This window comes from Maribacter forsetii DSM 18668 (assembly GCF_000744105.1).
Classification (GTDB): Bacteria; Bacteroidota; Bacteroidia; order Flavobacteriales; family Flavobacteriaceae; genus Maribacter; species Maribacter forsetii.
In genome coordinates this window covers 390,966-414,245 of record NZ_JQLH01000001.1, presented here as the reverse complement: position 1 = coordinate 414,245, position 23,280 = coordinate 390,966, and the positions used below count along the sequence as shown (strand labels likewise).

21 protein-coding genes are annotated in these 23,280 nt (G+C 34.1%); 8 read left to right on the top strand and 13 right to left on the bottom strand.

The window, feature by feature from the left end:
- Nucleotides 1-134 precede the first annotated feature (134 nt).
- Nucleotides 135-1,970, top strand: a complete 1,836-nt coding sequence (locus P177_RS01790; RefSeq protein ID WP_084684592.1) for a tetratricopeptide repeat-containing sensor histidine kinase — start codon at nt 135-137, stop codon at nt 1,968-1,970.
- Here the strand turns inward: P177_RS01790 and P177_RS01785 are convergent.
- The gene (locus P177_RS01785; RefSeq protein WP_036151245.1) at nt 1,963-2,532 is read right to left on the bottom strand and encodes a DUF3109 family protein; all 570 of its coding nucleotides are present in this window, start codon (nt 2,530-2,532) and stop codon (nt 1,963-1,965) included. The genes P177_RS01790 and P177_RS01785 overlap by 8 nt on opposite strands.
- Nucleotides 2,533-2,647: 115 nt before the next feature.
- On the opposite strand from P177_RS01785, the gene P177_RS01780 reads away from it, so the two are divergent.
- Nucleotides 2,648-3,226: a MarC family protein gene (locus tag P177_RS01780; protein ID WP_036151242.1), complete on the top strand. Its 579-nt coding sequence runs from the start codon at nt 2,648-2,650 to the stop codon at nt 3,224-3,226.
- Between the two features lie 36 nt (nt 3,227-3,262).
- Complete coding sequence (locus P177_RS01775) at nt 3,263-3,466, top strand: hypothetical protein (RefSeq protein ID WP_036151239.1); 204 nt, start codon at nt 3,263-3,265, stop codon at nt 3,464-3,466.
- Here the strand turns inward: P177_RS01775 and P177_RS01770 are convergent.
- The 4 genes from P177_RS01770 to P177_RS01755 form a co-directional block, all read right to left on the bottom strand.
- A complete protein-coding gene (locus tag P177_RS01770) occupies nt 3,463-5,088 on the bottom strand; it encodes a S41 family peptidase (RefSeq protein ID WP_036151237.1) in 1,626 nt (541 codons plus the stop codon). The two genes, P177_RS01775 and P177_RS01770, sit on opposite strands and share 4 nt — an antisense overlap.
- A 14-nt stretch (nt 5,089-5,102) precedes the next feature.
- Nucleotides 5,103-5,540: a deoxycytidylate deaminase gene (locus P177_RS01765; protein WP_036151235.1), complete on the bottom strand. Its 438-nt coding sequence runs from the start codon at nt 5,538-5,540 to the stop codon at nt 5,103-5,105.
- Between the two features lie 86 nt (nt 5,541-5,626).
- Nucleotides 5,627-6,211 (bottom strand): HupE/UreJ family protein, encoded by a 585-nt coding sequence (locus P177_RS01760; RefSeq protein WP_036151232.1) that lies wholly within the window; start codon nt 6,209-6,211, stop codon nt 5,627-5,629.
- Between the two features lie 26 nt (nt 6,212-6,237).
- Entirely contained in the window at nt 6,238-6,978 is a 741-nt protein-coding gene (locus P177_RS01755) for a TerB family tellurite resistance protein (RefSeq protein ID WP_036151231.1), read from the bottom strand.
- Nucleotides 6,979-7,108: 130 nt separating this feature from the next.
- Here P177_RS01755 and P177_RS01750 point away from each other — a divergent pair, with 130 nt between their 5' ends.
- From P177_RS01750 to P177_RS01740, 3 genes are all read left to right on the top strand, one after another.
- Nucleotides 7,109-7,519, top strand: a complete 411-nt coding sequence (locus tag P177_RS01750) for a BrxA/BrxB family bacilliredoxin (RefSeq protein ID WP_036151229.1) — start codon at nt 7,109-7,111, stop codon at nt 7,517-7,519.
- Between the two features lie 234 nt (nt 7,520-7,753).
- Nucleotides 7,754-8,338, top strand: a complete 585-nt coding sequence (locus P177_RS01745; RefSeq protein ID WP_316930769.1) for a lysophospholipid acyltransferase family protein — start codon at nt 7,754-7,756, stop codon at nt 8,336-8,338.
- Nucleotides 8,335-9,012, top strand: a complete 678-nt coding sequence (locus tag P177_RS01740) for an HD domain-containing protein (protein WP_036151225.1) — start codon at nt 8,335-8,337, stop codon at nt 9,010-9,012. Before P177_RS01745 ends, P177_RS01740 begins: the two co-directional genes overlap by 4 nt.
- Before the next feature lie 75 nt (nt 9,013-9,087).
- On the opposite strand, the gene P177_RS01735 is transcribed toward P177_RS01740, so the two are convergent.
- Nucleotides 9,088-10,491 carry a glycosyltransferase gene (locus tag P177_RS01735; protein ID WP_036151223.1) on the bottom strand — a complete coding sequence of 468 codons (1,404 nt, stop codon included), beginning with the start codon at nt 10,489-10,491 and terminating at the stop codon, nt 9,088-9,090.
- Between the two features lie 280 nt (nt 10,492-10,771).
- On the opposite strand from P177_RS01735, the gene P177_RS01730 reads away from it, so the two are divergent.
- Nucleotides 10,772-11,206, top strand: coding sequence for a hypothetical protein (locus tag P177_RS01730; protein WP_036151221.1), 435 nt, complete (start codon nt 10,772-10,774; stop codon nt 11,204-11,206).
- A gap of 2 nt (nt 11,207-11,208) precedes the next feature.
- Here the strand turns inward: P177_RS01730 and P177_RS01725 are convergent, their stop codons facing one another.
- Genes P177_RS01725 through P177_RS01710 form a run of 4 tightly spaced genes read right to left on the bottom strand, consistent with a single transcriptional unit; the run spans nt 11,209 to nt 16,114 of the window.
- Nucleotides 11,209-12,282 (bottom strand): PA0069 family radical SAM protein, encoded by a 1,074-nt coding sequence (locus P177_RS01725; RefSeq protein ID WP_036151219.1) that lies wholly within the window; start codon nt 12,280-12,282, stop codon nt 11,209-11,211.
- 47 nt (nt 12,283-12,329) lie between these two features.
- Nucleotides 12,330-13,883, bottom strand: coding sequence for a hypothetical protein (locus P177_RS01720; RefSeq protein WP_036151217.1), 1,554 nt, complete (start codon nt 13,881-13,883; stop codon nt 12,330-12,332).
- A gap of 17 nt (nt 13,884-13,900) precedes the next feature.
- The gene (locus P177_RS01715; protein ID WP_036151215.1) at nt 13,901-14,683 is read right to left on the bottom strand and encodes an enoyl-CoA hydratase/isomerase family protein; all 783 of its coding nucleotides are present in this window, start codon (nt 14,681-14,683) and stop codon (nt 13,901-13,903) included.
- An 18-nt stretch (nt 14,684-14,701) separates the two neighbouring features.
- Nucleotides 14,702-16,114, bottom strand: a complete 1,413-nt coding sequence (locus P177_RS01710; protein WP_036151213.1) for an ATP-binding protein — start codon at nt 16,112-16,114, stop codon at nt 14,702-14,704.
- Nucleotides 16,115-16,250: 136 nt separating this feature from the next.
- Here P177_RS01710 and P177_RS01705 point away from each other — a divergent pair, with 136 nt between their 5' ends.
- Entirely contained in the window at nt 16,251-19,589 is a 3,339-nt protein-coding gene (locus P177_RS01705; protein WP_245232990.1) for a sensor histidine kinase, read from the top strand.
- A gap of 65 nt (nt 19,590-19,654) precedes the next feature.
- On the opposite strand, the gene P177_RS01700 is transcribed toward P177_RS01705, so the two are convergent.
- The 3 genes from P177_RS01700 to P177_RS01690 all read right to left on the bottom strand — a co-directional run bounded on the left by P177_RS01700 (nt 19,655) and on the right by P177_RS01690 (nt 23,125).
- Nucleotides 19,655-20,659 (bottom strand): alpha/beta fold hydrolase, encoded by a 1,005-nt coding sequence (locus tag P177_RS01700; protein WP_394330701.1) that lies wholly within the window; start codon nt 20,657-20,659, stop codon nt 19,655-19,657.
- Nucleotides 20,660-20,793: 134 nt separating this feature from the next.
- Nucleotides 20,794-22,170, bottom strand: a complete 1,377-nt coding sequence (locus tag P177_RS01695; RefSeq protein WP_051941673.1) for a DUF3500 domain-containing protein — start codon at nt 22,168-22,170, stop codon at nt 20,794-20,796.
- A 403-nt stretch (nt 22,171-22,573) separates the two neighbouring features.
- Complete coding sequence (locus tag P177_RS01690; RefSeq protein WP_036157585.1) at nt 22,574-23,125, bottom strand: CopD family protein; 552 nt, start codon at nt 23,123-23,125, stop codon at nt 22,574-22,576.
- Nucleotides 23,126-23,280: the final 155 nt, after the last annotated feature.

Genomic DNA, 23,280 nt, shown 5'->3' with positions numbered 1-23,280 from the left:
TAACATATTACTTAAGCTTTTTCCATAAACGTATAGTGTATAAATTCAAATACAAAATTCTATTTCTTATCTACACTTTAGTGTTAACGCACCTTAGTTACTCTCAAGACATACCTCTTAATTTACAAGACAATATGGACAGTTTGCTAATTGCAACACCCCAAACAAGTCAAGAGATAGATAATTTACTAGGTACTTTTATTAATGACAGTACAGCATTACGTTACATTGAACAACAATCTCTTTCCAAAAAATATAATTCAGGACAGGCTTATGCTTTAATTAACCTAGGTACCATTTACCGTGAACAATCTTTATATAGTAAAGCACTTGACCTTTTTCAAGAGGCTCTAAGAGTTTCTGTAGAAGCCGGTAATATTGAGTTTAGAGTAAATAGCCTTAACATGATCAGTACTGTATATAGGCGTACTGATGCCTTCAAATCCGCATTAGATTATAGTCAAGAAGCATTAGAACTTGCAGAAACCCTAGCAAAACCAAGCATTGGTTTAAAAAGAAGCATTATCGTGTCTTTGAACAGTATTGGTAACATTTATCAAATACTTGAGCAGTATGAACTAGCTATAGAGAAGTATGAAAAGGCGATGACCTTGGAAAAAGAATTGGACGATAAACTAGGTTTGGCCATAAATCACCTCAACTTAGGAGAATGTTACGAATCTCAAGGAGACCTAGAACCTGGTTTAAAAAATTTTAGAAAATCTCTGGTATACTACGAAATCATAAACTCTAGTAGGGGTAAAATAAAATGTAATTACAACATAGCCCATATTTATGTTCACCAAGGCAAGGTAAAAGAAGCTATTCATATTTTAAGATCTAATTTATTAAAAGCCATTTCTCTTAACGATCAAAAAATTATCACCACTATATATATTAATCTTGGTTGGGCACTAATTAGATTAGAAGATTATGATGCTGCAGAAACCAATTTAGAATCTGGTTTAGCACTTGCAGAGAAATATGAGTTCAATATTGAAATAGCAGATGCCAACAAATTTTTGTCTGAACTTTGGATCAAGAAGGATGACTATGAAAAGGGAATGAAATATTTTAAAGAATCTAAGAAGTATGAAGAACGCATAACAAATACACTCAACCTTAGATACGTAAATGACATGATCTTAAGGTATGAATCTCAAATAAGAGCCAACCAATTAGAGCGACTTGCCCAAGAAAACGAATCTGTGCGATTAAGGCTAAAAAAGAATAAGACCATGCTTATCATCATTGGTATTTCTTTGATTTTATTGATTGGTATTCTGTATATCCTGTATCGTCAGAGCCAACTAAACGCAGATAAAAAACTATTGACTTTAGAACAAAGCATGTTGCGGAGTCAGATGAATCCTCATTTTTTATTCAACTCACTAAATTCTATTAAACTATATATTATAAATAATGAAAAGAAGAATGCAGTTCATTATTTAAACAAGTTTTCAAAGTTGGTGAGAAAGATTTTAGAAGCCTCCTCTCAAAGAGAGATATCACTGGCAGAAGAACTTGAAACGGTAGAATTATATATGAACATCGAAAATATTAGATTTTCCAATGAAATCAACTTTGATATTCAAATCAAAGATGAAATTGATCCGCATCATATTAAAATTCCCTCGTTAATATTACAACCTTTTTTAGAAAATGCATTATGGCATGGCCTATCATCAAAAGATGGCATTAAGAATATAGATTTAGAGGTTAAAAAAGGTAAAAATGGATTTATTGAAATAGTTATTACCGACAATGGTGTAGGTAGAGACGCTGCACAAAAGATTAAAGACGGTAAATTGCTAAAAAGAAAATCTGTTGGTATTGATATCACCAAGGAACGTTTAGCTAATTTCTCACGTGATTATGAAAACTATTTTCATGTAGATATCATTGATAAGTTTGATGATGACACCAACCCGATCGGCACACAGATTGTAATTTACATACCTACTATTTAAGATGGTCCTTAGCGACTTCCTCTAATTCTTTATACCACGTTTCACCAAACTTTCTAATTAAAGCTTCTTTTACGAATTTATAAATAGGCACTTTTAACTCATCGCCTAAAGCGCAAGCTGGATCACAAATTTCCCATTTATGGTAGTTAACCGCAGTTAACTCTGTATATTCTCGTACTCTTATAGGGTATAAATGACAAGAGACGGGTTTTTTCCAATCAATTACACCTTGGTTATATGCTTCTTCAATACCACATTTAGCTACCTTTTTATCATCAAAAATAACATAGGCGCATTCACTGCCGTTAACTAGCGGAGTTTCCCATTCACCATCTTCACCTTTAACGAAAGCACCTTGCTCTTCAATTACGGCAATACCTTCTGGCCGTAAAAATGGTTTAACTTTTGCGTAGATATCAACCATGATTTCAGTTTCGGCATCTTCAACAGGTGCACCTGCCTCACCATCAACGCAACAGCCACCTTTACAAGCACTAAGGTTGCATACAAAATCGTTTTCGATTATTTCTTCGGATACTATGGTTTTCCCTAATTGAAACATAACCTAATTTAAAGGGCGCAAGATACATTTTTTATAAAGTATAGGTCTTAGAAAATTTTAACAATAAACATCCAAGTGGATACTTATAAACGTAAATTTGCAAAAAAATTGAAGGATGGAATTTCATTTTAATTTAAGAGAGATTGCTACTGCTAGTATGGTTTTATTTGCCGTAATCGATATTTTAGGTAGTATTCCCATTATTATTGGACTAAGAAAAAAAGTAGGACACATACAGTCTGAAAAAGCTTCTGTTGTAGCTGCCGTAATTATGGTCGCTTTTTTGTTTCTTGGAGATGAAATATTAGGTTTAATAGGTATCGACGTAAATTCCTTTGCGGTAGCAGGTGCTTTCATTATCTTCTTTTTGGCTATTGAAATGATTTTAGGTATTACCCTATACAAAGATGACGAACCCGAAAGTGCTTCAGTAGTACCCATTGCTTTTCCTTTAATTGCTGGTGCAGGTACACTAACGTCATTATTATCTTTACGCGCAGAGTATTACGTAGAGAACATTATCGTAGCTATTGTCATCAACATAATTTTCGTTTTTATAGTTCTTAAATCATCTGTTAAGATTGAAAAGATGTTAGGTAAAAACGGAGTAAACGTTATCAGAAAAGTATTTGGAGTAATTCTTATGGCCATAGCTGTTAAATTATTCGCCGCTAACATTAATGAACTTTTCTAGACCGTTTATAGGTTGTATTTTTATAAAAACTATTTTATGAGCAAGACATTATCCATAATATTCATAGTAATTGCAGTTGCACTTATAGCCTATAATGTAACGCTAGTGAATTTTGCCGACCCTTTTGAGAAAAATAGTACAATAGCATTAATTGGAATAATGGCATCGTTATGTGCCATTGTACTTCTTTTGGTATTCATTACCAGTAGAAAGATTCAAGATAAAATTAATGAAGATTAATTATTGGCTTTGATTTCGCCAGATTCTTCTTGCTGGATTACGCCACCATCTAGCTCCAATACCTTTTGAAGCATAAGGTCTTCGTCTGACTTAATTTTAGCATGTATGTTAGTATTAAATAACTGCTCTGCTATGTTGGCTTTTAAAAATCGTTTGATGCTCTGCTCATAATCGTAGAAATTCATTCTCAGGTTTCTATCTACTGAATACGATACAAATTTCTCAAAAAGTATGTCGTCAACCCTAAAGTCATTCACAAATTCTTCTTGGGAATACTGAGCATATCTTTCGCGACCTTCATCTAAATGTTCAAATACAAAAAAGGACAAAAAACCTAAATTGTCCATACTTTCAACAGCTTCTTTTTCATTGTTGCCTATGGGCACAAATACGTCTGGTATAATACCCCCACCACCGTAAACTACTTTCCCCTTTGGGGTTGTAAATTTTAAGGAATCAGCTACTTTAATACTATCAACAGAAATCATTTCTCCACTATGGAATCTATCTGTAAAACGTTGATAGTAATCTTTGGTACCGTTAGCATACGTTTTTTGAATACTTCTACCTGTAGGAGTATAATATCTAGAAACAGTTAATCTTACCGCTGAGCCATCGCCTAAAGCCATTTCACGTTGTACCAAACCTTTGCCAAAAGAACGGCGACCAACAATAGTACCTATATCATTATCCTGTAAAGCACCTGCTACAATTTCACTAGCAGAGGCAGACCTTTCATTGATCAATACATAAATTGGCTTGTCTTCAAAACTACCGTGATCTGTGGCAAAGCTCTTATTGATTTTCCCTTTTTTGTTCTTGGTAAATAAGATTAGCTTACCGTCTTCAAGAAACTCATCTGCCATTTCTTCTGCCATGCCTAAATAACCACCAGGATTATCACGTAAGTCCAACACTAGTTTATCTGCACCACGCTTCTGTAATTTTATCAAGGCATCCTTAAATTCCTTATAAGTAGATTCTGCAAAACGATTCACCTTAATATACCCAATATCCTTGGTTAGCATGTAAAAGGCGTCAACACTTTTTAAAGGTACTATCCCACGCCTAACCTTGACATTAAATGTTCTATCTTCAGATTTTCTATAAACGGTAAGTTCAATAGATGTACCTTCTTTACCTTTCAGTTTTTCAACAATAACCTCACTAGGAAAATCTTTTCCGTAAAGGGTATCATTATCTGCCATTAGAATACGATCACCTGGCAAAATACCCTTAGAATAACTTGGACCATCTTTTACCGTTTTTATAACGGCAATAGAATCTTTATAAGTATAAAAATTAATGCCGATACCTACAAAATCACCCTTCATGTTTTCGGATACTCCAGACATTTCCTTCTCAGAAATATAAACTGAGTGTGGATCTAATTTTTCTAGAATACTATTCACGGTAACATCGACTATACTATCAGTATTGACATCATCTACATATTCATAATCGATGTAGTCAATTAACCTGTTTAATTTATCTTTTTTAGAATTGGTTGAGAAAAGTCGTTCTGGAGAGTCATTAAAATTCAGTTTTCCTCCAATAAAAAACCCTAATGCAAGAGCAGAAGCGATAATTAAAGGAAATAGAGCACTGTATTTTTTATTCATCATTAGTGTTAACGTTAGTTTGTCACATTTATTTCTGGCATGTGTTGTATTTCAACCCCGGCTTTCTCCAAAAATTTTAAACCAGAATCATCCTTATACCCAACTTGATAGACTACACGTTTAATACCAGACTGGTGTATTAGCTTACTACATTCTCTACAAGGCGATAAAGTAATGTACAATGTAGCCCCTTGACAAGACTGTGTTGAACTTGCCACTTTTAGAATAGCATTGGCTTCGGCATGCAAAACATACCACTTGGTATACCCATCTTCATCTTCACAATAATTTTCAAAACCAGTTGGGGTGCCGTTATACCCGTCAGAAATAATCATTCTATCTTTTACGATTATGGCTCCTACCTGCTTTCTTTTACATGAAGACAATTTCCCCCATTCTTTAGCCATTCTTAAATAAGCCCTATCATATTTTAATTGTTTCTCTTTCTTCATTTCTAATATGCTTTGCTAAAGCACTTTGTCCTAAGGTACCTGCTTTAAATAGTACGGACAATAGCTTAGGCTAAAATTTAACAATCTTAAAACGGAAATGTTTCATAAAGTAAGGGAATAGTGATTATAATGATCAAAATACTGCCCACCTTTACAAATAAACTTTGTTTTACCTTTAATATCGTCTGAACCACGTAAGCCAATAACAACACTAAAAGCACAATAACTACCTGAGATATTTCAATACCGCCAGCAAAACCCAATAAGGGAGCTAATTTATCTTCTTCCCCCATAATCATCATTTTAAAATAATTTGAGAACCCAAAACCATGAACTAGTCCAAAAATACCGGTGACGAGAACATGAAACCAAATAGATTTATCATCATTTTTATCGGTGCTTCCTACTAAATTAAAAAGAGCCGTGCTAACTATGGTAACAGGTATTAAAAATTCGATCCAACTAGCATCTATCACCATTACTTCGTAAACAGAGAATACTAATGCCAAACAGTGTGTAAATGTAAAAACGGTAGCCAAAAGCAATACATTTTTCCAACTCTTAAATGTAAACGGAAGCGCAAGAGCTGCTAAAAACAATATATGGTCATATGCATTTATATCCAATACATGTTGCAAACCTAACTCTATATAAAACCAAAATTCTTGCATTCCACTATATCTAAATAATTAGTATTCTAATTTAATCCACGTTCTTTTTGAATGGTCTCATAAGCCTCTTGTACTTGCTTAAACTTTTCTTCCGCACCTTTCTTTATAGCCTCGTCTTTAGTATTCACTCTATCCGGGTGGTATTTTTTAGCCATCGCTCTATATGCCTTTTTTACTTCGGCATCAGTCGCTGATTTTTGAATGTCTAAAATTTTGTAAGAGTTGTTCGCAGATTTAACGAACATGGCTTTTATACTTTCAAATTCATTTAAAGAAACCCTAAGATATCCTGCTATTTCCCGAATTTTCTGAATTTCAGGATTACTAATATTCCCGTCTGACTGGGCTATCCCGAATAAAAAATGCAGTAATTGCAAACGTACTTCATACCGGGTACGTTGTGCCAAAAAAGTACAAACTTTCTGTGCAGATATCTGTCCTTTCTTATTAATTTCATTAAAACTTCTAAAAATAGCGTTCGCTTTGTCCTTGCCATAGGTGCTCACAAAATACTGACGTACATAATCCATTTCTGACTGACTCACCTGCCCATCTGCCTTAATAACAATAGAGCATAAGGATAGTAAATTCAGTTCAAAATCTGCCGCTGTTACGTTCGGTCTTGTATAATCCTCAAAAACGCTACGTGCGCTGCCTTTATTAGACCCAAAAAAGCTATCTATAATACTCCCGGCAAAAAAGCCCAAAATTGCCCCAGATAAACCTCTAAAAGAAAAACCAATTACGGCTCCTAACCATTTAATCATTTCGTATGCTCAATTTTGCCAAAGATAAAATATTACGAATAGAAAGTTAGGCCAATGAAAAGTTAAGGTCTTAAGCAGTGCTGCGACTAATTGATTATCTTTGTAATAGTTTAATTAAAACATTAAGAATATGTACCCTGCGGAATTAGTAAAACCAATGAGAGATGATCTGGCTTCTGCCGGATTTGAAGAATTATATACAGCAGATGCAGTTGCAAATGCCATCAATAAAGAAGGAACAACTTTAGTTGTTGTAAATTCTGTTTGTGGTTGTGCAGCGGCAAACGCAAGACCTGCTGCCAAAATGAGCTTGCAGAACGATAAAAAACCTGACCATGCAGTTACTGTATTTGCAGGTGTAGATAAAGAAGCTGTTGATGCGGCAAGAAACCTTATGGTTCCTTTTCCTCCTTCTTCTCCTTCTATGGCATTGTTCAAAGATGGTGAATTGGTTCATATGATAGAACGTCACCATATTGAAGGGAGACCAGCTGAAATGATTGCTCAGAATTTAGCACAGGCTTACGACGAGTTCTGCTAAATTTATTGTTTCGATTATTTTCAAACAAAAATAATAGGATTAAAAAACCGCTCTAATTGAGCGGTTTTTTATTTTTGTAGAATGCAGAAATCGCTTTCCTATATATTGTCACCCATTTTTTTCTTAGCATTTGGTCTATGCCTTGGGATATTTCATCCCATTCAATGGCTAGGTTTTAAAATATTTGGTTACAACGGTTTAAAGCCCGCTGTTAGTAAATTAAACTTTTGTCTAATGCGAAGTACCAATATTTTGGGTACTACGTACAACTTCACCAATAATTTTGATTTACCTACAGATAGACCTTTAATTATTGTCACCAATCACCAGAGTATGTATGATATTCCTCCGTTAATCTGGTATATGCGCAAACACCACCCAAAGTTTGTTAGCAAAAAAGAACTGGGCAAAGGCATACCCAGCGTATCTTTTAACCTCGTTCACGGTGGTTCCGTTCTTATAGACAGAAAAGATGGCAAGTCAGCAATTATGCAAATTGGTAAATTGGGCACCTATATTGAGAAGCATAAAAGAAGCGCAGTTATTTTTCCGGAAGGGACCAGAAGTAGAGATGGACACCCAAAACCATTTAAGCCAATGGGACTTAAAATGCTGCTTAAAAAAGCTCCTTCTGCCCTGATTGTTCCTATAAGTATCAATAATTCGTGGAAATTGGTTCGCTTTGGGCAATTTCCAATGGGCTTAGGTGCTAATGTACGTTTAGATATACAACAGCCTATTGAAAACAACGGAAATTTAGACGACCTTATCAAACAAATTGAAGCATCCGTGGTAAGCGGTATAAATTCCTTTAAATGACCAACTCAGAAATAATAGAAGAAACCATAACCTTTGTAAAAGAAACTTTAAAAAATGCAGAGGGAGGTCATGACTGGTTTCACATTCAACGCGTTTTCAACAATACTATGCTCATTGCAAAGGAAGAAGATGTAAATATTCTGGTAGTAAGTTTGGGCGCCCTACTACATGATATTGCTGATGCTAAGTTTAATGATGGCGATGAATCTTTAGGACCGAAAATGGCAGAAGATTTTTTACTGAGTCTTGGTGTACCTAAAAGAACCATCAACCATGTCACTAATATTATCAAATACAGTTCTTTTAAAGCCGGTTTAACAGACGGCAAAATGAAAAAGAAGCTATTTTCTTCTAAAGAATTAAAAGTTGTACAAGATGCCGACCGTTTAGATGCTATTGGCGCTATAGGTATTGCAAGAGCATTCAACTATGGCGGGTTTAAAAATAGAGCACTCTATGACCCAAGTATACCGCCTAACCTAGAGATGACCAAAGAAGAGTACAAAAAATCATCTGCACCAACACTAAATCATTTTTACGAAAAGCTTTTGCTTCTCAAGGATAAAATGAATACCGAAACCGGAAAACGATTGGCAGAAGAGCGACACCAATACATGATTGATTTTCTAGAACAATTTTATCAAGAGTGGAGTCCTTTAAAGAATTTAAGTTAGATTCAACAACTTCAAACCATTAAAAAAGGGTCTCAACATGCATTGAGACCCTTTTTTATTTTATTTCCTTTACAATTATTTCTGCGGCAACTCTCTAGTCAACCAACCGCTTCTACTTGCCGTAGCAATAGCATATGGTGTAATCCAGAATAGACCGAATGTGAACAATACACTGTATGAATATGCCCAAATAGATTCTGATAGCGAGTATCTTTTAGCATAGAACAATACCGGAAAAGTTGACAAGACCAATATACTAACGAAAGTAGAACTTAAGAATAGTAATGGATGCGTGAAAACAAATATTAACATAAATAACACAAATGGGTAACATAATACAATTCTTGAGAATTGGCTAAAGAACAATAATCTAGTACCCGACTTAGGTCCTTTTCTAAAGTTCGTAAATACATACTTAGACATTTGAATGTTCTCACGTACATTACTTCTACCCCATCTAATAAACATCTTGTAAAGACCTTTATATTTTTCAGGGACGTTAGTGTACGCAAATGCATTTCTTTGAAACAATACGTGGAAGCCTTGCTTTAAAATCATGTTCGTCATTGCTCTATCTTCACCTATATCTGAAGCTTGACCCATAAAAGTTTGATTGATCCACTCATCTAAACAACCAAATACCGCAGTAGCTCGGTAAGCCGCTAAAGCACCTGGTGTACATAATACTGAATTCAACGTACTTTCAGAAGAACGAACGAACTCAAAACTAAGTGCAAAACTCACGTCTAACATTTTAGGCAAAATCTCTTTCTTATTATTAAGAACACGAATATTACCTGCTACCGCACCACAGTTCTCATCAACAATAAACGGACTTACTAAATTTCTTAAAGTATCTTTATCAACGATAGAATCACTATCAACCGTTACAAATATCTCACCTGTACCTTCATTAAAACCTCTGTACAATGCGTGACGCTTACCCATGTTTTTAGGTTGTTGACAAATAGAAACTCTGTTACCCAATTCCTTTTTAGCTTCTTGCATCCAAGTCCAAGTATCATCTTTACTACCATCGTCAATAGCCAATAATTGAATTTTATCTTCTGGATAATCACTTTCCGCTAAACTCTTTAAGGTTGCCCACACTTGTTTTCCCTCGTTGTAAGCAGGAACGATAACCGTAACCGTTGGCAACTCTTCATCAGATACAGACGGTATTGCTTTATATTTTAAAAATCTTATGAAGGTGTAAATAAAGAAACTCAATTTAAAGAGAAAAAAAGCAGCAGCAACGACCATGAATATAAATCCGATCATTGAACTTCTTCTCTCTAAATGTAGTTGTGTAAAATCGTTTTGTAAAATATATGCTAGGTAAGCAGATCCAAACATCATTACAAATGTGCTACCCATTACAAAAACACCCCATGCATTGGCATTTTCAATTAAATGTTTCATTCTAGAGAAGAATCCTTTCTTCTCTGTTTTCTCGGTATTATTTTTTAAAGTTTTCATATTTTCTTTGGTAGTGTTCTTGGTTTATATAAATAGTTCTAAATATTTATTTCTTGTGCTATCTACGCTTAGAATTACCTTTTGGATTTTATTTTAACAAAACTTTCTAAAGAAAATTTTTACCCCTTACTATTACACACTTTTTTAATTTGATTAACTAATTCAAAACCACAATTTTTTGACTTATATGCAATATTTAACTAGCTTTCATACAGTTATATTAATAATCGAGGAAATAGAGATACTAAGTCTATTTCAAATAATCTAAATAAAATATCATATGAAAAATCTTTTTCTATTACTTCTTCTTACTATTAACTTAGGTTACTCACAAACTCAGGAAGAAGCTATTATTTCACTTTTAGAGAAAGAATCTTCTAATTGGCGATCAGGAGATATAGAAGCACATGCCTCTTGTTGGTCTATAAAGCCTTACAGTAGAATATTTGTTTCCATGGCAGATGGAAATAGTATTGATGTACCACCAATCATGATGATCAATCCTCCAAAAAACATGGTAGGTAAAGGCGGCACTTCTAAAAATTCTAATTACAAAATGAATATTGCTGAAAACCATGCGTGGGTAAGTCATGACGAAGAATCTACCACTGCAGACGGTATTACCAGCTACACCTATGAAATACGTATTCTAGAAAAAATAGATGGCGATTGGAAATTGGTTGGACAATCTATACACCCACGTAAAACAGATTAACCTTAGAATAGTTTTAGCTGTCCGTCTTTATATGATTCGTGTAGACTGGTATTTAATTTGGGAAAAGATTTATCTTTAAAATATGTTCTCTTCGCCAAACGAACCATATCATGGATTTGAGTAGCAATTTTACCGTCGCCCTTGCTTCTTACACCAAATCTACTGTCGTTTAGATTACCACCATGGCAATTTTTAATTTGGTTCAGAACTTTATCTGCCTTGTCAGGTAATGTTCTATGAATCCAATCAGTAAAAATCTCGCCAATTGCTCCGTTTAATCTAACTACCGTGAATGCCATAGACAAGGCACCATTTTCTGAAACCGCTTTAGCCAATTTCAAAATCTCATGACTATTTATTCCTGGTATAATTGGTGCCAACATAGCATTGACCGGTATACCGTTTTCAGATAAAATACGTATAGCTTCAAGCCGTTTTTTAATTGTAGTAGTTCTAGGTTCTAAAATTCTTCTTGTTTCTTCGGATAAGGAGGTAACAGAAATGTTTACACCTATTAATCCGTATTCATTAAGTTCTTTTAAAATATCCAAATCGCGCAAAATCAATGCGTTTTTTGTTATGATGCCCACCGGATGCCTATATTTTAAGAATACCTCTAAACACTTTCTAGTTAGTTCAAACTGCTTTTCTACAGGTTGATAACAATCTGTATTACCGGACATGACTATGGTACACGCCTTCCAACTTTTACTTCTTAATTTAGCTTCTAACAGCTTAGGCGCATCGTGTTTTATCAGAATTTTTCGTTCAAAATCCAATCCTGCACTATATCCCCAAAATTCATGTGCATTTCTGGCATAACAGTATATACAACCATGCTCACAACCTTGGTACATGTTCATGGAATAACTCATACCAACGTCTGGACTGGTTACTTTATTCACTATCGTTTTTGGAAATATAGGTATGTATTGGGTTTTATTTCTATCAGCAACTTCGCCTTCTACTCGGCAGAATTCGAGAAAATCATCTCTAGTTTCATAACTATATGCAGAAAATTTATTGCTAGTATTTTTCTGGGCACCTCTTCCTTTAACCGAAGAATTGTATTTCATTAAATAGGATTTATTCCAAAATTATGGAATAAATCCTAATATTTTATTTATTTAACACCCACTTGAACCAATTGTTTTTTGGTTCCTCTTTTTGCGTAGAACATTAATTCATCGTTCTGTCTATCAATATAAGGTACAGATACCATCAAAGGCAAACGAGCTTCTGTATCGTCAATAACCTTGTTGTATTTCATATGTCCGTTTTCATCCAATCTAATTAAGAATACATTTCTATTTCTACTTAGTCCTTGCTTGAACATGATACGGTCTTCACTCAACTGCTGCGGATTTTCTGAAGACGTACTAATAAAAAAGTAAGTTGTATTATTTTTTGTGTAAGCACTATAAGAAGCATAAGCACCATCGCCCTGTGTTACCTCTGTCTTGTTGATATTTCTTGCCCAAATTAAATCTCCAGTGGAGCTCAATTTTGCACTGATAATATCATTATGGTGATATCTAGTTACCGCAACGCGTCCGCCACTAGAGTTAGATTGTACACTTTTACTTGTAAAGTACTCTTCAGCATTAAATAGAATATTGCCTTCATTAGTGATATCCATTCCTTTAAACACTAAATCTTTTATAGCCTTGTCATCTTCACGCCCAAACTTATCCATCATAAACTGCTCAGAAAACTGGTTAAATTTTTGAGTCTTCATTTCTAGGGTTTTCGGGTCTAAGTTGAAATAAGATATTCCATTATAACGATTATCTTTTCTATCCGCATAAAAACCGATACAAAGCAATTCATCACCTCTAAAAATAGGTTTTAAAGATTCAGGAAACTTACCCGGAGTATAAAATGACTGAGTGCTTCTATCGCTGTTAGAAATTCGAATCATTTCGTATTGAAACTTACGCTCCGTAGCATTAAAACGTTTCTTTTTAAAATATGCCTTACCTACCAAATACACATTCTGCAAATCATTTGAAAAAGCAATATTTTCAAATGCATAATTCTTTTCTTCTACCTCATCAGAAAAATCATGCTCCATTAACTTGTTTAAGTTGGCATTGAATACATGAATTGTGTGTTGATCAATCTTTCTTTTCTTATAATGTGTAGTTATGGCAAATGCCGATTTATCATCATTGAATAAAATAGAAGTGGTAAAGCCAGATGAGAAGTTTCTATTATAGAAATTTCTATCTAAAGGCTGTTCTACTGGCTCAGAGGCAATAGATAGCAGGGTTTCTTTTGTAAACTGAAATTGAGAGAACGGGCTTCTATGCACTTCATACTGATAACTTCTAGTATTATAGTTGTACTCTAAAAACAACAAATAAACCTGCCCGTTACGAACATAGGCGTCTATGAAATTGGCATTTTTAAGTTTATAATTATATTCAGAGACTAGCTCTAAATCCTTATTATAATGTTCAATAAAATACCCTTTTGGTCTTAATACAATACCTGTATAATATGCACGGACTATAACAGTACCTTCGCTACCATCATCTGCGATGGCAAGCATGTTAGAGTATCTATATTTATCATGAAATTTTTCACCAATAGTATAGGATACAAGTTCTTCTTGAGCAAAGGAGCTTATAACATTAATAAGAAATAAAAATAAAAAAGCGCTACGTTTTAACATAACCAGTTTGGTTTATGTCATGAACCTGGAAACTCTGCTTTTCTTTTCTCTAAAAACGCAGTGGTACCTTCGGTAAAATCATCTGTTCCAAAACAGGCACCAAAAGCTTCAATTTCCTGCTCATAACCATTTACAGTATTCTTAAAACCAGCATTTACTGCTTTTATTGCATGTGAAATGGCTACAGATGAGTTATTGGTTATTCTAGAGATAATTTTATGGCACAATGGCAATAATTCTTCTTGCGTAGTAACATGGTTTACCAAGCCATAAGCGTTTGCCTGTTCTGCAGAAATCATACCTGCGGTCATGATCATTTCCATAGCTCTTCCTTTCCCCACTAATTGCGGTAAACGTTGGGTACCACCGTAACCAGGTATAACACCTAAAGACACCTCTGGCAGTCCCATTTTGGCATTATCACTTGCCACTCTAAAATGACAGGCCATTGCCAGTTCTAATCCGCCACCTAAGGCAAAACCGTTAACTGCTGCAATTACAGGTTTAGATAAGTCTTCTACAAAATCGAATAATTGTTTCTGACCCTTAGCCGCTAATTTTTTTCCTTCTTTTTCACTGAAATCAGAAAATTCTGAAATATCTGCACCGGCAACAAATGCTTTTTCACCACTACCGGTCAAAATAATAGCCTTTACGGTCTCATCTTTTTTCAAATCTTTAAAAGCTTCATGTAGTTCGCCTATGGTTTGCTTATTCAAAGCATTTAATTTAGTAGGGCGATTGATAGTTACAATTGCTGTAGTATCCTCTTTTTTAATTAATAACGTTTCGTATAACATTGTTGTTGATTTGTTGAATTATACATTTTCTCTGGGAAACTTTACACAGAAAACCGTACCCTTCCCTAAATGAGACGTAAAGTTGATAGATCCCTTATAAGTTTCCACAATATTTTTTACCATTCCTAATCCTAGCCCCATACCACTAGTTTTAGTGGTAAACTTAGGTTCAAATATTTTTTCTTCATTATCCTTTTCAATACCATAACCATTATCTGCCACAGATATTTTAACCATATCACCTTCAGATGCCACACTGACCAAAACTCTTGGAGATACCACATCTGGCACTGCTTGAATAGCATTCTTTACCAAATTGGTTACTACACGTATTAACTGTGTGCGATCTAATTTCGCAATTATTTCCTCTTCCTCAGCAATGAAATGAATATAATCTTCATTAAAGATATCTAAAGCCAGTTTTACAATTTTAACCACGTTCAGCGTCTCATTCTGTTGCGCAGGCATCTCGGCAAAATTAGAAAACGCAGATGCTATGCTGCTCATAGTATCTATTTGCTGAATTAAAGTATCTGAGTATTCTCTAAGTTTTTCATGGATCAACGGGTCTTCCGGATCAAATTTACGTTCAAAGCTTTGTACAGTAAGTCGCATTGGTGTTAGCGGATTCTTGATCTCATGTGCCACTTGCTTTGCCATTTCCCGCCAAGCCTGCTCGCGCTCACTACGCGCCAATTTTACGGCACTTTGCCCCAATTCATCTATCATACCATTATAAGCGGCAATCAACTTCTCTATCTCCTCACCAGGGTTATCAATGTAAATCTTTTTATTTTGCTTGCTTAAGTTCGTTCTACCCATCATAGTAGATATGGTCTCTAAAGAACGGGTAATGTATTTAGATATGAAAAATGCGAATGATATCGCCATAAGTAACATCAACAAGTATACACCTAGTAATCGCCATAAAAATTCTTTTAATTCATGGTCGTTGAATGAGTTATCTTCAAAATAAGGTAGGTTTAATATACCTATTGGTTTAAACTTTTGATCAGCGATATATGTGAAAGATGCTTGATATTTATCGCCCGCCAAAGCATTCTCCCGCACATAGCGTTTAATAGGACTCACCTCTAATTTATTCAGCACCTCAGCATCTAAACACATGGAAATAGAGTCGTTAGCAAATTTTGGACGAGAACTCTTTATTAATTCACCTTCTAAGCTATAAATATTAAAATTCATGTTTTGCACTACGGCAATCTCATAAATCTCATTTTTGAATATTAAATCAAGGTTCTCTGTAGTAACAGGGTAAGTTGTTTTTTGAATGGCAAGATCAATACTTTGACGTATCTGCTCCTCTTTACGCTCCATTCTATTTTCATGGTAATCTATATTTATTTCTCTAAACTGATAAACAGTTATTCCAAATATTAAAACAGATGCAATTAAGACCAATAAAATCATTGATACAAATATGCGTGTCCTAAGAGAAAACCTTGTTAACAAAAGTTATGCGTTTCTTCAAAGTTAGCAAATATCGCACCAAAATCAGCTAAACCTAAAGTTCAGACTAAAAAACACTAAATTGAATCATGTTCTAATGCAAAGTTTTATTAAACAAAATAAATCTGAAAGTAATTTCTTACTTTTAATTGCGTTAATACAAAATACTTATGTAAAGGTTAACATGTTATTAAAATACCTCTTCACGTTTATTACCTTTTTAGTAGTCGTCCTCTGTCCGTATTCTGCACAATCTCAGCAGCAAGAATCTCTTAATTTTCAGCACATACAAGATGGCATGTCTCAAAGTAGTGCTACCGTACTTTTGGAAGATAATTTTGGTTTTATTTGGATAGGAACCAGAAATGGGCTGAACAGATATGATGGAAAAGATTTTGAAATTTACACCAAAAGTTTAGATGGCATAACTGGTCTAAAACACGAATATATTGTAGCCTTACATGAAGATGGACAAAATATTATCATCGGTACAAATGAGGGTCTTAGCCTTTATGATCGTAGTTTAAATATTATAACTCCATATCCGTTCATCAACGAAGGTGAAACCATCAAGGACGAAGTTTTTGAGATAATAGTTAAAAAAGACGGTATACTTTGGCTGGGGTCAGAATCTAGCGGTTTTTATAGTTACGAGCTAGAAACTGGTAAAGTAAAACATTTTCCTCCCCCTAATAAACATATAAATATTGGCAATCCTAGACTTAATAAAGTTATTAAAATTGATGTTTTAGATGCTAACCGCGTTCTAGTTGTTTTTACCTATAATACCGTTATCCTTAATTATGAGATGGAGATTATTAGTAAAATATTGCAAACAGAGGCAATGATCACCGGCATAAAATCATCAGATAATAGTTTATTGATAGGTTCCGGAACTGGCTCTCTATTTAAGCTGGACATAACAGACAATTCAATTAATTTCACCAAAGAAAAAGAGGTTAGTCCTGGTTTTGGTATACGATCTTTAGAAAAAAATCTTGATGATGAATTGTGGATAGGCACAGAAAATAACGGTTTATATATTTACAATGACAATCTAGATTTTATAAGACATATTGAGTACAGTGTTACAAGACCCAATTCCATTTCCGGTAATTCTATATGGGCTTTATTATGTACACGAGACGGTACAATGTGGATTGCCCCTTATAAAAGTGGGCTGAACATTTATGATAAAGAATACTATAAATTTAGACATGTAAATTCTGACCCATTCAACCCAAAGAGACTAAGTAATAAATTAGTGAACTGCTTTGCAGAAGACGATAAAGGCAACCTTTGGATTGGCACAGATGGTGGAGGTATTGATTATTGGGACCGTGCATCAGATACATTTGAAAATTATTCGCTAAGAAATAAAACATTTCCCAGTAATGTAGTTCTTTCCATAATACAGACCAAAGATGACGAATTATGGGCGGGAACATGGACAAATGGTATAGCTATACTTAATACAAAAACCAAAAAAACCAGTGTACTAACTTCAGAAAATTCATTTTTAAAATCAAATATAATTATTGATCTTTTAAAAGATAAAAAAGAAAGAATTTGGATAGTAAACTACTTTTCAGGTGTACAAGTGTATGACCCCAAAACAAAAACACATGAAAATATAACGCTTAAATCAGAAATTGACGGCAGTATAATTAACTCCATATACCAGATTTTTGAAGACAACCAAGGTAATATATGGATTGGAACATTGAACACAGGTTTGTTTAAGCTAACAAAAAATGGCAACGAATGGTCAACTGTTCATTATCATACCAAAAATTCTTTAAGCAATAGTTTTATCAATGTTATTATTCAAGATATCGAAGATACCATTTGGGTAGGTACACAAGGTGGACTTAACAAATATAACCCAGAAACAGATTCATTTTTAGTGATTGCCAAGGCTGACGGCTTAAAAAACGACGCTATTAAAGGTATTATAGACGATCAAAACAACCACTTATGGCTTAGCACCGAAGAAGGAATCATTAGATATAACAACAAAACCGGAGAAACAATTAATTACGATGTAGGCGATGGTCTTCAATCTAAAGAATTTATTGCAAGTTCATCTATAACTACTAAAAAAGGGGAATATATATTTGGTGGCATTAATGGCTTTAATATTTTTACTGCAAGTGATGTTGAAAAACGAAAAGACACACTTACGTTATTTGTCTCTGGATTGAAACTTTTTAATCAACCCGTTTTACCAAATGATGACTTTGGAATATTAGAAAAAGATATCAGTCAAGTAGACTCCCTAACCTTTAACTACGATCAATCTGTTATAAATATAGATTTTAAAGCCCTTACTTTTAGACACCCAGAAAGTGTTAATTATGCATTTTACCTTGAAGGTTTTGAAAAAGATTGGAATTATGTTGGCAACCATCCTACAGCAACATATACAAATTTAAATCCCGGAGAATATACATTAAGAATAAAATCTACTAATTCTGATGGTGTTTGGGTTGATAACGAAATAGATCTCCATATTACAGTTACCCCACCTTATTGGCAAACTTGGTGGTTTAAGGCATTAATGATCGCTCTCGTATTATTGATATTCTATATAGCACAACATATTAAACTACAAAATATCAGAAAAAATCAACGAAGTCTAGAATTGAAAGTTGACGAACGTACTAAAGAACTACAATTTCAAAAAAATAAACTTGTAGAAGCCGCAGACAATTTAAAATCAAAAAACGAAGAAATTCAACGTTTTACATACGCAGTATCCCATGATTTAAAGAGTCCGTTAAGCAACATTAAAGGATTGGCCAGTCTAATACCATTAGAAATGGAACTAGAAGACCACCCAGATGTAGCCGAGTACTTGAGTTTAATTGACGTTTCTTGTAATAATATGAACGAATTAATATCTGACATAACTGAAATAGCTAGGTTAGGTAAAATTGAAAATAAAAATGAGCTTTTAAAAACAAATGAAATATTAGCGCTGTCAAGAAATCTTATTAAAAGCCAGCTCAAGAACAAAAATATAGAGCTTACCATAGCTGAAAACCTTCCCAGTATTTTTGGTGACCTTAATAGAATAATACAAGTTTTTGGAAATTTCTTGGACAATGCCATAAAATATATGGGCGATCAACCTAACCCTAAAATAATTGTGGATTTTGAGGAGGATGGTGACAATAATATCTTTTTGGTAAAAGATAATGGTTTAGGTATGGACGAGCAGGCATTAGAAAAATTGTTCACCCCATTTGAAAGATTTCATGATAACGTAAAGGGAACAGGTTTAGGTTTGTATATGGTTAAACAAATTGCCATTTCTCATGGTGGTACCATCATAGCAGAATCGGAAGGTAAGAACAAGGGAGCAACCTTTAAGCTTGTACTACCAAAAGCTAAAATTGCGGCAAAAAAAGCAAAAAACTCCTTGAAGTCTTAATTGAATAAATTAGGCATATCTACATATTAAAAAATATACCCCAACAAGCTTTGTATAACCAATACTTATTCTTTTAAAAACTTAATTAATGGGGTAATAAAGCTTTCAAATTTTTCAATATGTGGTAAATGACCAATATCATCTATTTCCACTAATTGAGCGTTCTGTATGCGCTGCTGTGTTGTTTTACCTAATTGATTATAAAGTCCCATTGTTTTTCTCACCTCATCAGAAACTAATGGCTTACCAAGTGCCGTTCTATCTCTTGTACCAATAATTAATAACGTAGGTGTAGTAATATTTTTAAACTCATACACTACAGGTTGTGTAAAAATCATGTCATAGGTTAGCGCAGCATTCCAGGCAATTCTATCATAATCTGAATTCAATGTCCAACCGGCCAATAAATTTACCCATTGATCATAGTCGCTTTTCCACTTATTATCATAATAATTTTTCAATTGGTAATTTTTAATGCCTTCATAACTTTTCTTAAGTTCATTGGCATACCACCATTCAACAGGTTTGTAAGGCACTTTTAATTTCCAATCTTCAAGTCCGATGGGGTTTTCCAAAACCAACTTCTCTGTTGTTTTAGGGTACATTAGCGCAAATCGAGTAGCCAGCATGCCTCCCATAGAATGCCCTAAAATAGTCGTTTTAGTTATCTTCAAGGTATCAAGCAACTCTTTTGTATTGCGTGCCAATTGTTGAAATGTATAATGAAAATATGCTGGTTTAGAAGATTTACCAAAGCCTATTTGATCCGGTACAATTACGCGATAGCCTTCTTCAGTCAGTGCTTCGATTGTAGTTTTCCAATAGGCTCCATTGAAGTTTTTACCGTGAAAAAGCACAATGCTCTTGCCGTTAAAGTTAGAAGGCTTTACATCCATGTAAGACATTTGCAGATCTTGACCTTGAACTTTTAAATTCAACTCAGAAACATCAAAAGGATATTCATAGTTCGCCAATTCAATATCAAGCCATTTCAGGTTGTTTGACTGTGCAAATGAAAATTGGATAAACACACTAATTAACCCTAACATCATTATATTTCTCATCTTCATACTTTTACGATTATCTAAAATTAACAAAGCTGTAGCAGCCTTTTTAACTGTAAAACACAAAAAAAACAGAAAAGAACAACATTTTTAAGGTTGTTCTTTTCTGTTTAACAATATTAGACCCTATTAATTAACTTTTATCCTTCGTGAGATTGTGTTTGGCCACTAAGATTATGACTTATAGAGTTATCACTAGAAGTAAGCTTATAATCAAATTTTAATTTACTTGCTTTATGATGATCTGCGAGTACGTAATGTTCCAAAAGCGTTTTTGGTCCGTCTTGATTTATCAGGTAAGCAAAAATTCCATAATCCCCACCATTATCCGTAGTTGGGTTATTCGGTATTCTTGTAATGGTATGCACATGGTTATAATCTGCAATAGTGCTGGAGTTGGCACCTGTGGAACCTTCGGTATTAAATTCTGCCCATAAATACGGATTGTAAATTCTATAATAAAATTGCGAAGTTGCAGTGGGTGTAGAATCAGAATCATTTATCCAAACAAAATAGGTATCATCAATGTTTTCCATAATATCCGTCCACCAAACGTCAGCAAAACTATCGGTTAAATTATATACATATTCTTGCATGACCAAAATAAGATTTGCTTGAGCAGTTTCCGACATATCGGAATACTTTAAGCCAGTGGCAAATTCAGAATAGTCATACGTACCAATATAAGGATCTGGGTCACCGTTCATATCTGCAGGACCAACTTCTAATGAATGTGACGTAGATGTTGAAGATGCAGAAGCAAGTTCAGTCGACTCTAAACTATTGTAAAGATTCAAAGCCAAATCTCTTTCGTCAGAAAAAATATCAAAATCTTCTCCGTTCCATGTATCGGCAGCAGGTTCACCCCCTAAAAATGCAGGAACTATGGAAACATTATCGCCATCGACCAAAAAATTTACCGCACAATGGTGACCATCTAATTGAAAACCCCATGAGCCACTTGTTTCCGGGTCACCGAACATATCTATTGAGTAAAAATCTGGATCCCAAACAGTACTTTGAACGTTATTTAACCAGCCTTCTGACAACTCAGTAATCTCATACACTTTTTGATACCCTCCTGAACTTAAAAACAACTGTAAAATATCTTTAAAAGCTATTAATTGGTCATCAGTAAGATCACCATAAGTAATACCATCCCTATTTTCATCATTCGCAGGAGTATTATGCCAAAGGTAAAAACGTTCATCATCTAAACATACAGATGCTTCTTCCAAAAGAGTGGTGGAAAGAGAGTTTCTAAAATCTACAACGGTCTGTCGCATGGTCTCTATTTCAGTATTTACAGACTGTTCGGCATCGTCAGTTGTACATTCTAAGGAAAAGGTGTCTTCTGAGCTGTCCTCATCTGTAGTATCATCTTCGGTAATGTCATCATCTGTTGTTTCATACGTGGTGTCACTCGTTGTAGAATCATCATCTGAACAACTTAATAGCAATAGCGTTACAAGAAATAACAAGGGTAGTCCTGGCAAAATTAAAAATGTTTTTTTCATAATATATATTTCAAATTTTGGATTCAATACTATTTAGGTGCAAGTCAACATTAGAATCAATAAAAGAAACCCTAGCGTTCCATCTCATTAATACCTCTTTTTACTTCCTTTCATGTAACCACAAATATGAATAATGATTTAACGTAAAATGCGCAATTTCAGTGAATGGCATGAGGTTTTCAGTGAATAGAGGACTCTATTAAAAAAACGATTGTATTGAGAAGGACACCCTAAAATTTCGAAGAAAATGAATGGTACAAAATAGCTTTGTTCCTTTACCAAATAAGGAGAAAGTAAACCTGAAAACTGATTAAAACAAAAGCCATCAAAACTGTATAACCTGCATTTTAGTTTTCAATAAGAACTACTTATACTTGTTGCTATTACGTCTTTTAATAGTACACTAAGCTTCGGGATTCTTGTTCCTTATTCTTTTGTATAGTCTTATTCCCAGCATTAAAAGTATTCCTAAAACTATAATACCCACTACCCCAAAAATCCAATTAAAAGAACTCTTCAAAATCACCAAGAAGACAACTGCGAATAAAATTAGCGTGGCACCTTCATTCCATATACGCATGAATTTAGAGGTGTATTGAATATCATCTTGTTGAAACTTCTTGAAAATTTGATGGTTTTTTAGGTGATATAATATCAATAACACTACAAAACCAAGTTTTATGTGCATCCAAGGTTGCGATAACCATCCTGGGTAAATAATAAGCAACCAAATGGCAAAAAATACCGCCAATACAGCCGATGGCCAAGTAATAATATACCACAAGCGTTTGGCCATCAACTTCAATTGTTTGGAAAGAATTTCCTTTTCAGGTGATGCTTTTAGGTGAGCTTCTATATGATAAATGAATAATCTAGGAATATAAAAAAGCCCTGCAAACCACGTTATTACGAAAATGAGATGCAGGGATTTTATATAATTGTAATATTCTGTCATAAGGCTTATAAAAACAAACTCAAGTTCAAGAGGCAAGCTAAAAAGCAAGAAACAAATTCAAATTCAAATTCAAAACTCAAACTCAAACACAAGTGCAAAATTAATTTCTCCCTTCTCTTTTCTATATTCTATTTTCTCTTTTCTCTTTTCTCTTT

Bases quoted from the DNA above. Each gene is read 5' to 3' on its own strand.
- P177_RS01790 (WP_084684592.1), top strand. From the start codon at position 135: ATGGACAGTTTGCTAATTGCAACACCCCAAACAAGTCAAGAGATAGAT.
- P177_RS01785 (WP_036151245.1), bottom strand. From the start codon at position 2,532: ATGTTTCAATTAGGGAAAACCATAGTATCCGAAGAAATAATCGAAAAC.
- P177_RS01780 (WP_036151242.1), top strand. From the start codon at position 2,648: ATGGAATTTCATTTTAATTTAAGAGAGATTGCTACTGCTAGTATGGTT.
- P177_RS01775 (WP_036151239.1), top strand. From the start codon at position 3,263: ATGAGCAAGACATTATCCATAATATTCATAGTAATTGCAGTTGCACTT.
- P177_RS01770 (WP_036151237.1), bottom strand. From the start codon at position 5,088: ATGAATAAAAAATACAGTGCTCTATTTCCTTTAATTATCGCTTCTGCT.
- P177_RS01765 (WP_036151235.1), bottom strand. From the start codon at position 5,540: ATGAAGAAAGAGAAACAATTAAAATATGATAGGGCTTATTTAAGAATG.
- P177_RS01760 (WP_036151232.1), bottom strand. From the start codon at position 6,211: ATGCAAGAATTTTGGTTTTATATAGAGTTAGGTTTGCAACATGTATTG.
- P177_RS01755 (WP_036151231.1), bottom strand. From the start codon at position 6,978: ATGATTAAATGGTTAGGAGCCGTAATTGGTTTTTCTTTTAGAGGTTTA.
- P177_RS01750 (WP_036151229.1), top strand. From the start codon at position 7,109: ATGTACCCTGCGGAATTAGTAAAACCAATGAGAGATGATCTGGCTTCT.
- P177_RS01745 (WP_316930769.1), top strand. From the start codon at position 7,754: ATGCGAAGTACCAATATTTTGGGTACTACGTACAACTTCACCAATAAT.
- P177_RS01740 (WP_036151225.1), top strand. From the start codon at position 8,335: ATGACCAACTCAGAAATAATAGAAGAAACCATAACCTTTGTAAAAGAA.
- P177_RS01735 (WP_036151223.1), bottom strand. From the start codon at position 10,491: ATGAAAACTTTAAAAAATAATACCGAGAAAACAGAGAAGAAAGGATTC.
- P177_RS01730 (WP_036151221.1), top strand. From the start codon at position 10,772: ATGAAAAATCTTTTTCTATTACTTCTTCTTACTATTAACTTAGGTTAC.
- P177_RS01725 (WP_036151219.1), bottom strand. From the start codon at position 12,282: ATGAAATACAATTCTTCGGTTAAAGGAAGAGGTGCCCAGAAAAATACT.
- P177_RS01720 (WP_036151217.1), bottom strand. From the start codon at position 13,883: ATGTTAAAACGTAGCGCTTTTTTATTTTTATTTCTTATTAATGTTATA.
- P177_RS01715 (WP_036151215.1), bottom strand. From the start codon at position 14,683: ATGTTATACGAAACGTTATTAATTAAAAAAGAGGATACTACAGCAATT.
- P177_RS01710 (WP_036151213.1), bottom strand. From the start codon at position 16,114: ATGATTTTATTGGTCTTAATTGCATCTGTTTTAATATTTGGAATAACT.
- P177_RS01705 (WP_245232990.1), top strand. From the start codon at position 16,251: ATGCAAAGTTTTATTAAACAAAATAAATCTGAAAGTAATTTCTTACTT.
- P177_RS01700 (WP_394330701.1), bottom strand. From the start codon at position 20,659: ATGAAGATGAGAAATATAATGATGTTAGGGTTAATTAGTGTGTTTATC.
- P177_RS01695 (WP_051941673.1), bottom strand. From the start codon at position 22,170: ATGAAAAAAACATTTTTAATTTTGCCAGGACTACCCTTGTTATTTCTT.
- P177_RS01690 (WP_036157585.1), bottom strand. From the start codon at position 23,125: ATGACAGAATATTACAATTATATAAAATCCCTGCATCTCATTTTCGTA.